Origin of the sequence: Desulfosporosinus sp. I2, assembly GCF_000960765.1 — a bacterium.
Classification (GTDB): Bacteria; Bacillota; Desulfitobacteriia; order Desulfitobacteriales; family Desulfitobacteriaceae; genus Desulfosporosinus.
Genome location: NZ_JYNH01000002.1, coordinates 122,899 through 132,019, shown reverse-complemented (window position 1 = coordinate 132,019; position 9,121 = coordinate 122,899). Strand labels below are relative to the sequence as shown.

The following is a 9,121-nucleotide window of genomic DNA, read 5'->3' as shown; positions in this document are numbered from 1 at the left end:
CTTTCATTATGTAATACCAGGTGGATGCAAGTAACACTAATGTAAAAAAGACAATACTGATGCCTCTATCTGTAATTATTTCCAAGAACCTCATCTCCTCTTTTTAACACTAATAAGTAACAAATTATCATGTTTTTCTTAGAATCTGCTTAGAAATAGATGTCAAGATCATTGCTCAGTTCGCTTACTTAGTCCGCTGTGCTCAATCCTATATCGATAAAGACGGAATTCATAGAGAAAGACACAAACAAAAGCCCACAGACCACTGACCGTTAAAGCCGTGACCATAGTACTCGGAGTATGAATCTGGAGAAAGATTGGGCTTAGTCCTAAGAGTAGCAACAATATAAGCACCCCGACCAAAAGCCCTGATTGAGATAACCGCGATTTTTCCCGCGCCAGAAGATAGGCGAGGACTTCATAAAAGGATAAACCAGCCAGTAAAAACCCTGTATTTGGGGCTTGAAAGGGCACAAGGTTTTCAAAGATACTGATATTTTCCCCTTGAAATATAAGCGAGACCTCGGGTTTCAAGGCTCCACTCCGCTACGCTTGAAATGAAGGGGAAATATTATTACGTGAACGCGCTTCCTTCGTCCCCCATTTACGCCTTATTTTTTCTACGGACGAAACCAATGATACCTGGAAGAATGGATATAAAAATGATGGCAAAAATTACGACTGTAAAATTATTCCTTACAATAGGCAGATTTCCAAAGAAGTATCCTCCGAAGACAATCGTAACAACCCAAGTTAACCCTCCGATTACGTTATACGCCAGAAACCTCGAATAACTCATGGCGCCGATCCCTGCCACAAAGGGCGCGAAGGTACGAATAACCGGAATAAATCTGGCAATTATGACCGTCTTGCCCCCATGCTTGAGATAGAATTGCTCGGTCTGTATTAAATGCTCTTTATTCAAAAACCTGGCATTGTCTTTCTTAAACACACTAGGACCTATAAAATGACCTATTTGATAATTTAGAGTATCCCCAATAATGGCCGCCGCACCAAGGATAATAACGACCACCGGTAAACTCAAAGAGCCACTGGCTGCGAAGGCGCCTGCCACAAATAGTAAAGAATCACCCGGTAAAAACGGGGTAACTACAAAACCTGTTTCTGCAAAGATTATGGCGAATAGAATTAGATAGGTCCACATCCCATAACTTTGAATGACTGCGCCCATATTTTTGTCCAAGTGCAAAAAAAGGTCCAGCAAGGTTTGAATAATCAACTTGGTTTTCCTCCCCATAATGCGCTGTCATACTAAACTTTCCGTTGCCTAAATTCCTTAATGTCCTGCTAAAACAAAAGCAATCACAATCACGCCAATAACAAAACGGTATCCTACAAAAAGTCCAAAGTTATTCGTTTTCAAATACTTAAGTAAAAAAGAAATACTTGAAATACCAACGACAAAGGAGGTAATAACGCCGACTGAAAAGGGTAAATTTATTGAAGCCATCGTCAAATGACGAAGTTTTAGAACTCCTGCTCCCAAAATGATGGGCGTTGACATAAGGAAAGAAAATCGAGCAGCCTCTTCCCTAGTCAGCTTGAAAAAGCGAGCAGTCGTCATGGTACTTCCTGAACGAGATACTCCGGGTATAATGGCTAAGGCTTGTGAAAGACCGATCCAAATCGCTTCTTTCAAGGTCATCGTATTCAATGTGCGTACTTCGCGTTTTTTATCGGCAAAATAAAGTAAGATCCCCATAACGATCATCATGATTCCGATGAGCAACGGAGAGCGAAAAACGGTCTCCGCCTTTTTCTCCAGCGCAAGCCCAAACAAGGCCCCAGGAATAGTGGCCACAACTAAGTACCAAAAAATCCGCTTATCGTCTGATGCGCCCTTCCTTAGAGCTGCTTTGAATAATTTGACCCAATCTTTCCAGAAATAAAGGACCACAGCCAAGAGAGTACCCATGTGAAGTGCAACGTCAAAGGTTAAACCTGGATCTTCCCATCCGAAAAGCCATGGGACTAATACTAGGTGCGCCGAACTGGAAATAGGCAAGAATTCCCCCAATCCTTGGACAATACCTAAGATCAATGCGTGTATAACTGTCATTTTTCACCCTCCATTATAAAGACTTTAGCTACTATACTGTATCAGCATCCATAAACTATACATTAACATTTTATTCTTAGAAACAGCTTAGAAACAGTAAGCTACTTAGGGGGAGCAAGAACTCTACCTAGTAAGACCTAGTTAATACTTAAAAATAAAAGTAATTGTATCTTGAAAGCATTGCTATATTTATCTATTAATCAGTAAGCACGCAGCTATTTTAAACAACGTCTTCGCTCACCGTAGAAGGGAGTTTTCATGGCATCTAACTTAACCTCCATGAAAACTCCTAGTATTCTAACTTATACTTTCTTGTCGACTATGTTACCCAGAGCATTTGGGCTTTGAGTTTTTGCAGCTTTAGCAAGTGAAGAATGAGCTTCTAAATCAAGTGTTTCACCTCCTTTCCAACATAAATATACCCATTTAAAGCAAGGTGAGTATACTCCTGATTCAGGACTATTGCCTTAATCCTTAACCTCGGCAGTGCCCTTTGATTTCTTAGCTGAAAAGTCTATCGGCGCATAACCCGTTGCGTGGATCTGGCCCTGAAATAATACCTCGTTTTTGGAGGTTCCGTAGATACCGTTAGCATTGCCGTTATAGTGAAGATCACCTTTCTTATTGTCAAAATGCAGGGTTTTCGTTGCTCCCGCCTCCAGAGTAAAGCCATTCATTTTGACATAATAACCTTCCTGTTTCTTAGTCACCGTATCCGTTACGGTAAAATAGGTGTCAAAATTCTTTAAGTCGGTTTTGCCCGTATTGGTAAGCGCGATCTCTAGGTGGTCATTGGCATTGACATTATCCTCAACTCTTGCGTCTTTAACCTTTACGGGTAAAGCTGTCGTGCTGGTTTCTTTAATAAGGTTTGGTGTAAACAAAGGGTCTTTATCGGTTTTATCCGTCACACCATCTCCGTCGGTATCTGCGGCTAGGAAATTTGTGCCATAGGTTTTCTCGATCGAATCTGGTATACCATCCCCGTCTGTATCAACGCCCGTTGTTTGTCCTACCGCAGTTGCACTATTCTGAGCTGCGCTGCTAGATTGTTGTCCGTTATTGGTTGCTGCACTCTGCCCCGATTGTTGAGGGGTTTTTGCTGCACATCCTGCCAGCAAAAAAAGACTCATTGACACAATTGCTGCTCCCAATAGAACTGATCTCATGTTTTTTAATTTTTTCATAACAAATTCCTCCATTTAAGTTTGATAAATTAACTTTGATAAATATCTTCACGCCTCAGGAAACCCATATAGGCGATCAACCACAATATAATACTTGGTGCTGTCAAGCCCAGCAGATTGATCCACTTTAGGCTTAAAACCTCCAGAGGAGTGTTTGTCTCAAAGCCCGGCTTTACATTGAGCAGTGCAAAGCTAACCCTCTCATAATGCTTGGTTGGAGACATTTCCTCAATGCCATCCCTTAACGTTTCATAAAATTTAAAATTATCCAGAACTTTGGTTTGCTGATCTTTGGTCATGCCCATCTGGGCAAAAAACCCGCCCGGAAGCTGGTTATCCATGTCCATTGTGTTTCCAATCTGTGGAAACACAAAAGCTAAGACCAGCCACAGGATGACCGTGAGCAAGAGTGCCTTGTTACCGTTGCCAACAATCACCGCAAGGGTGATTCCTAGGACAAGGAAAAATGCCATGTACAAAAAGGACATCAGGAAAAACAAACCCATTCGAGCACCATCGCCAGCCGATAAGGCTACATTTCCGATAGCAAATACCGCTATAAAGGTTATTGCACCGGATAAAAAAGATATTCCAGCGAGTAGTGTCAGATTTCCCAGCAACTTACCATTGAGCAAAGTATCTCTGAAGACCTTTCTTGATAAGATCAGCTTCAACGTTCCACTACGTCTTTCTTTCACAATCGCATGGTTCCCCAGAATCATAGCCAGTAGTGCACCCAGCATGCCAATATAGTTTACAAAGCCTTTCGACGCAGAAATAGGGTTGAGATTAGGCATGGGAGGTAACTCTGTTTTGCCAAGAGATTTAAGAAACTCAATGGAATTATTATAATTATCCACCGACACTCTTACCTGGTAGGCTCCAAGCACAACGGAAACCACAGTCAATGTCAGGAGCATACCCAGAATGATCAGAAACAGTTTATTCTTTAGGGCATCGGTTATTTCTTTGCGAGCAATCGTCCATGTTGCATTCATCCAATCCACCTCCTATCTTCTAACGTTCTTGCGGAAATATATAACAGTCACGCTACCAACAACCAATACAAAGCCAATGGCCCACCAGGCATAACCCGCCGTTGCCGTAACCGTCACAGGTATGGAAATCTCTTGGCTGGTCGCAGCCTCGTTAAAACTCTTTATTTTAAGGATATTGTTCCCCGAACCCTGTGAAGAAGGTATGGAAATATTCAATCTGAACACTCCCTTTTCTCCAGGTTTTAAGGAAAGCTTCTCTGGTGTAAGCTTATCCAGCGTCCATTTGTAGGGCAAATCCACCTTTAGGCCCAAATCCTTAAGCCCTTTGTTGCCGGTATTGGCCACCGCAATATCAAAACTCAGACTTTTCCCATTCATGGTCTCCAGCTTTTTTATCTCATTGGTGATTTCCAGAGAGAAATCATGATTGACTGTAAACGATATAGGCATCAGAGACTCCAGCCCATCGTCGCGTGAGGACTTAACCTTGATTAAACCCTTGTCTTGTGCTGCTTTTAATAGTGTGTTTAGGTGCAATTCTACGATGCGTTCTTGGGAAGCACTTAAATCAAGCCCTTCCACCCCCTTGCCGTCCAACGTAAAAAAGGCTTTGAAACCATCAGGCAGACCCGTTGTCTGGAGATTATAGTGATGGGATTTGGAATCTTTGTTTTCAACCATTATTCTGGCAATGCATTCTCCACCGGGGATTGTCAAATAATTTGCAGAAAGCTCTGTTGTACTACTTCCTTCTGCCATAGCACTTGGTGTAAAGGGTGTTAAGCAAAATAACAGACCTACAGCAATGAACGCTCCTATTATTTTTGTTACTCTCATGTCACATCCTCCTTCTGAACTGCCCGATAGGAGGCCAGAAGAAAAATCGCTCCGGGTACCAGCATATAGAGAAGAGCAAGTGCCTGCCTTGAGAGAATATCAAAGACATTCATGGCTGCTGTTTCAGCGACTCCCTGCAACAAATCCTTCCCAACGTTTTGGAACTGTACTGCTGGAGAAAAGATTTCTATGCCTTTTGAAATCACCGTATCCGAAGGCATCTGGGTCACAGTTTGAGCGGTAGCGTTGAGTGTATAGGCAAAGCTTCTCTGACTATCTGCAAGCTGGGGAATCACAAAGCTTACAAAAACCCACACCACCATCATAATCAGAAATCCGAAGGTTCTCTCTCCGGTCTTAATAGACACAAAAAGCGTAACGATATAGAAGATCATCATGTAACAAAACGCTAAAGCAATAAATACAAGCAAGCGGCTTAACTCATTAAAACTTGGTATCAGCCCTGAAACGATCGAAAAGAGCAGTGTGTTGAATACCAGAGTGACACAAAGCAATACTCCAATAACAAGTCCTCCGCCCAACAGCTTCCCTGTCACTAGTTGGTCACGGTAAAGCGGTCTTACCAGGAGAAGCTTTAGCGTACCGTTCTCACGTTCTCCACTAAAGGCATCAAACCCTAAAAATACTGCTAGTACGGCACCAATTATGCTGACATAATCAATAATATTTTGAAGTATGGCCAGTGGAAATAGTTTGGGTGATAGAGGAAAGCTTGTAGCACCCTGAGATTTTAACAGCTCTACAATATCTAGATAAACCCTAATTTCAGCATTTTTGGTACTTGAACCGATATAGACTGAAATAATGGAAAGAAGCAGAAACAAGGCTGTAATCACAAGGAAAACCTTATCCTTGAAGGCAGTTTTAAATTCCTTAGAGGCTATTATGAATACCTGCTTCACTCCTATCTCCCCCTTCAATTCTAAAGTAAATCTCTTCAAGAGACTTTGCTTCGGGAAAACGCTGTTCTAAATTTTTAATTGAGTCTGCCAGTAACAACTTGCCCTTGCTTATGATACCAATATCTGTGCACACCTTGGTTACTTCAGACAGAAGGTGAGTGTTCATAAAGATCGTCGTGCCCCACTCTCTATTCAACATCAGTAAAAGATCACGCATATCCCCTGTGTGCCTTGTGGATCAAGACCCGATGTAGGCTCGTCCAGAAATAGCACTTTGGGCTTGTGAAGTATTGCCTGAGCAATACCTATTCTCTGGCGCATTCCTTTGGAAAAGGTCTTTACCTTTTTATCCTTCCAATCCATAAACCCGAGTAGCCCTAGTACTTCATCAATTCTGTCATCGACCTTTTCCACTCCTGAAAGCTTGCCGAAAAAGCTTAGATTTTCAGCTGCTGTAAGGTCTCCATAAAGCATTACGCTTTCAGGCAGATATCCTAGGAGACTGCGAACCTTAAAGTTGTCCTTCACCACATCCAACCCAGCAATACTGGCCTTCCCCCCCGTGGGAAGCAAAAGCGTAGTCAACATGGATAAGGTGGTTGTTTTTCCCGCGCCATTATGACCTAGAAAGCCAAAAATTGCACCTTCTTTGACTGTCAGGTTCAAATCTTCCACCGCCGCAAAATCCCCATATCTTTTTGTCAATTTCTCAGTAACAAGCATTTATAACACCTCATTTCTATTGCATGCTCTCATCTTGTCACCACGCGATTAGAATAACCTTAGACAAAGATTAGAATTGGATTAGAAAACAAAAGAGTTCTTGCCTTCACCTTTATGGCTGCAAGAACTCTTTAGTGTGGATTTATATCTCAGATCGAGCGCGTAGACTCTGAAGAGTAGTTATACCTTACGTGTATAGCCCGAAATTCTATAGTCTCGGTAAGGTAACCGTTACACTTGTTCCCGTTCCTACTGTACTTTCAATCTTAATTTTCCCTTCATGAACCTCGACAATTCGTTTGACAATGGACAGCCCAAGTCCACTTCCTCCCGTCTCCCTCGCTCTAGCCTTGTCCACTCTGTAAAACCTCTCAAATATTTGCTCTTTTTCTTCCATAGGAATACCGATGCCTGTATCTATAACAGTAAACACAATTTCTTTATCATCCCCCACATAAAGAAGGTCAATCTTGCCTCCAGTAGGAGTAAATTTAATACTGTTATCCAACAAGGCCCTGAGCATTTGCTTTATCATTCTTCGATCGGCAAAAAGCTCCAATCCTTGGGAACCTTGAAATGAAAAGTTGTGGTCCGATGCCAGCATTGAACTTTCCAGGGACACCTCTTCCATCAGATTGTCAATACTAAACATTGCCTTCTTAAGCAATTGACGTCCATTATCTCCTCTGGCAAGAAAGAGAAGCCTTTCAATCATCACCGTCATGCTTAATGTTTCTTTCTTAATAGCATTGATAGACTCCTGCAAAACCTTTTCATCCTGCTTTCCCCAACGATCCATCATGCCTATATAACCTTGGATGATCGATACAGGTGTTCTAAGCTCGTGGGAAGCATCTGCTACAAAACGCCCCTGCTTTTCAAAGGTTGCATTAATCCTGTCCAACATCTCGTTGAAGGTTATAGCAAGCCTAGACAGTTCATCATCTGCTGGAGGCACTTCTATTCTTGCTGAAAGACCAGACAAGCCAATTTCATTGGCCGCCTTGGTCATTTTGTCGATGGGTTTAAGCATACTTTTACTCAGGATGTAGCCTGCAAAAAGCGAAAAAAGAATTCCAATTATATCTGCAATAGCTAGGAGAATAAACAATATCCACAGGAAGTTGTATTCCTTTTCCATATTCTGCGAGACCTGAATATAAGCCTTGACTTTGCCTCCATCGATAACGGCCGTATTTTTAACGACAAGGTTTAGTGCTCCTCCCTCAAGCTTCCTGACTACATTAAGGTGATCCATCACCGGAACGCCCAGCATATTGAAATTGTCCGTGGCATTGACTATTCTACCAGATGGCTCGGCTACCTTGATATTCAAAGTATTGTCGCTTCGAGCTTCATAGATTATCTCTGGATCATCGAAGGTCATCTGTTCGCTATTTGAACCAATAATTCTTTTTTCTACCGTACTACTTACACTTTCCACTTTTTGTTTGGCCTGATCTATGAGGAAAAACTTAACTCCGTAGAGCACCGAAGCATTTAAGACCAGTAATACCGCAGCAAATACTGCAGCATAAAGAAATGCCAACTTCCAAGAAAGCTTTGTCAGTTTAATCCTTCTAATCTTCATCCTTGCCACCCCGAATACAGTAGCCTACTCCTCTGATTGTCTGTATCAGCTTTTTATCATAACCGTCATCAACCTTGCTTCGAAGATACCGAATATATACATCCACAACATTGGTATCTCCTACATAGTCAAAGCCCCATACCTTATCAATAATTTGGTTACGAGTAAGAGCGAGACCCTCATTTCTTAAAAGATATTCCAAGAGATCATATTCTCTTTTGGTCAGCTCTATGGCTTGATTGGCTCTCTTAGCCTCATGTCTCGCAATATCGAGCTCTAGATCAGAAATATTCAGCAAAGATACATCGTCCTTATTCAAACCGTTTTTTCTCAATGCCGCGCGAATTCTTGCAAGTAACTCTTCAATCACAAAAGGCTTTGTAATATAGTCGTCAGCGCCGGTATCAAGTCCCATTACCTTGTCTGTTATCTCATCAAGTGCAGTAAGCATGATTATCGGTGTGCTAATAGTTTGTCTGATTCTTCTCAAGACTTCAATGCCGTTAATCCCAGGCAGCATAATATCAAGCAAAATCAAGGAATATTGATCATCTGCAACTGCTTTCTCTAAGCCAATCCTGCCATCATAGGCAATATCAACCAAATAGCCCTCGTGTGAAAGCTCCAACTCCAAAAACCGAGCAATCGGTTTTTCATCTTCTATAATCAAAATCTTCGTTTTATTCATGGTCAGCCTCCATTAGTATTAACCGGTATTTTATCTATATTACCCACTTTTCAGTATTGCATGGAAAAATGAGTGGTATATTAAACAAAGATTA

Annotated in this window: 11 protein-coding genes; all 11 read right to left on the bottom strand. The window is 41.7% G+C overall.

Annotated elements, in window-relative coordinates; all coding sequences use genetic code 11:
* Positions 1 to 168: 168 nt before the first annotated feature.
* Positions 169 to 534 (bottom strand): hypothetical protein, encoded by a 366-nt coding sequence (locus UF75_RS01350; protein WP_045572798.1) that lies wholly within the window; start codon positions 532 to 534, stop codon positions 169 to 171.
* A 70-nt stretch (positions 535 to 604) separates the two neighbouring features.
* Positions 605 to 1,240 (bottom strand): DedA family protein, encoded by a 636-nt coding sequence (locus UF75_RS01345; protein ID WP_282433749.1) that lies wholly within the window; start codon positions 1,238 to 1,240, stop codon positions 605 to 607.
* 57 nt (positions 1,241 to 1,297) lie between these two features.
* Complete coding sequence (gene uppP, locus UF75_RS01340) at positions 1,298 to 2,080, bottom strand: undecaprenyl-diphosphatase UppP (protein ID WP_045572796.1); 783 nt, start codon at positions 2,078 to 2,080, stop codon at positions 1,298 to 1,300.
* Positions 2,081 to 2,547: 467 nt separating this feature from the next.
* The gene (locus UF75_RS26055) at positions 2,548 to 3,267 is read right to left on the bottom strand and encodes a thrombospondin type 3 repeat-containing protein (protein WP_052692944.1); all 720 of its coding nucleotides are present in this window, start codon (positions 3,265 to 3,267) and stop codon (positions 2,548 to 2,550) included.
* 29 nt (positions 3,268 to 3,296) lie between these two features.
* Positions 3,297 to 4,265, bottom strand: a complete 969-nt coding sequence (locus UF75_RS01330) for an ABC transporter permease subunit (protein WP_045572795.1) — start codon at positions 4,263 to 4,265, stop codon at positions 3,297 to 3,299.
* Between the two features lie 12 nt (positions 4,266 to 4,277).
* Positions 4,278 to 5,102, bottom strand: coding sequence for an NEW3 domain-containing protein (locus UF75_RS01325; RefSeq protein ID WP_045572794.1), 825 nt, complete (start codon positions 5,100 to 5,102; stop codon positions 4,278 to 4,280).
* Complete coding sequence (locus UF75_RS01320) at positions 5,099 to 6,025, bottom strand: ABC transporter permease subunit (protein WP_045572793.1); 927 nt, start codon at positions 6,023 to 6,025, stop codon at positions 5,099 to 5,101. Before UF75_RS01320 ends, UF75_RS01325 begins: the two co-directional genes overlap by 4 nt.
* Positions 5,997 to 6,242, bottom strand: coding sequence for a hypothetical protein (locus UF75_RS28885; RefSeq protein ID WP_197079293.1), 246 nt, complete (start codon positions 6,240 to 6,242; stop codon positions 5,997 to 5,999). The genes UF75_RS01320 and UF75_RS28885 overlap by 29 nt, the downstream gene beginning before the upstream one ends.
* On the bottom strand, positions 6,224 to 6,730 hold the full coding sequence (locus UF75_RS01315; protein WP_207642466.1) for an ATP-binding cassette domain-containing protein: 507 nt from the start codon (positions 6,728 to 6,730) through the stop codon (positions 6,224 to 6,226). Before UF75_RS01315 ends, UF75_RS28885 begins: the two co-directional genes overlap by 19 nt.
* Positions 6,731 to 6,956: 226 nt before the next feature.
* The gene (locus UF75_RS01310; protein WP_045572792.1) at positions 6,957 to 8,339 is read right to left on the bottom strand and encodes an ATP-binding protein; all 1,383 of its coding nucleotides are present in this window, start codon (positions 8,337 to 8,339) and stop codon (positions 6,957 to 6,959) included.
* Positions 8,329 to 9,027 carry a response regulator transcription factor gene (locus UF75_RS01305; RefSeq protein WP_045572791.1) on the bottom strand — a complete coding sequence of 233 codons (699 nt, stop codon included), beginning with the start codon at positions 9,025 to 9,027 and terminating at the stop codon, positions 8,329 to 8,331. The genes UF75_RS01310 and UF75_RS01305 overlap by 11 nt, the downstream gene beginning before the upstream one ends.
* Positions 9,028 to 9,121 lie beyond the last annotated feature (94 nt).

Coding starts and splice junctions, on each gene's coding strand:
- UF75_RS01305 (WP_045572791.1), bottom strand. CDS start 9,027: ATGAATAAAACGAAGATTTTGATTATAGAAGATGAAAAACCGATTGCT.
- UF75_RS01310 (WP_045572792.1), bottom strand. CDS start 8,339: ATGAAGATTAGAAGGATTAAACTGACAAAGCTTTCTTGGAAGTTGGCA.
- uppP (WP_045572796.1), bottom strand. CDS start 2,080: ATGACAGTTATACACGCATTGATCTTAGGTATTGTCCAAGGATTGGGG.
- UF75_RS26055 (WP_052692944.1), bottom strand. CDS start 3,267: ATGAAAAAATTAAAAAACATGAGATCAGTTCTATTGGGAGCAGCAATT.
- UF75_RS01325 (WP_045572794.1), bottom strand. CDS start 5,102: ATGAGAGTAACAAAAATAATAGGAGCGTTCATTGCTGTAGGTCTGTTA.
- UF75_RS28885 (WP_197079293.1), bottom strand. CDS start 6,242: ATGCGTGATCTTTTACTGATGTTGAATAGAGAGTGGGGCACGACGATC.
- UF75_RS01330 (WP_045572795.1), bottom strand. CDS start 4,265: ATGAATGCAACATGGACGATTGCTCGCAAAGAAATAACCGATGCCCTA.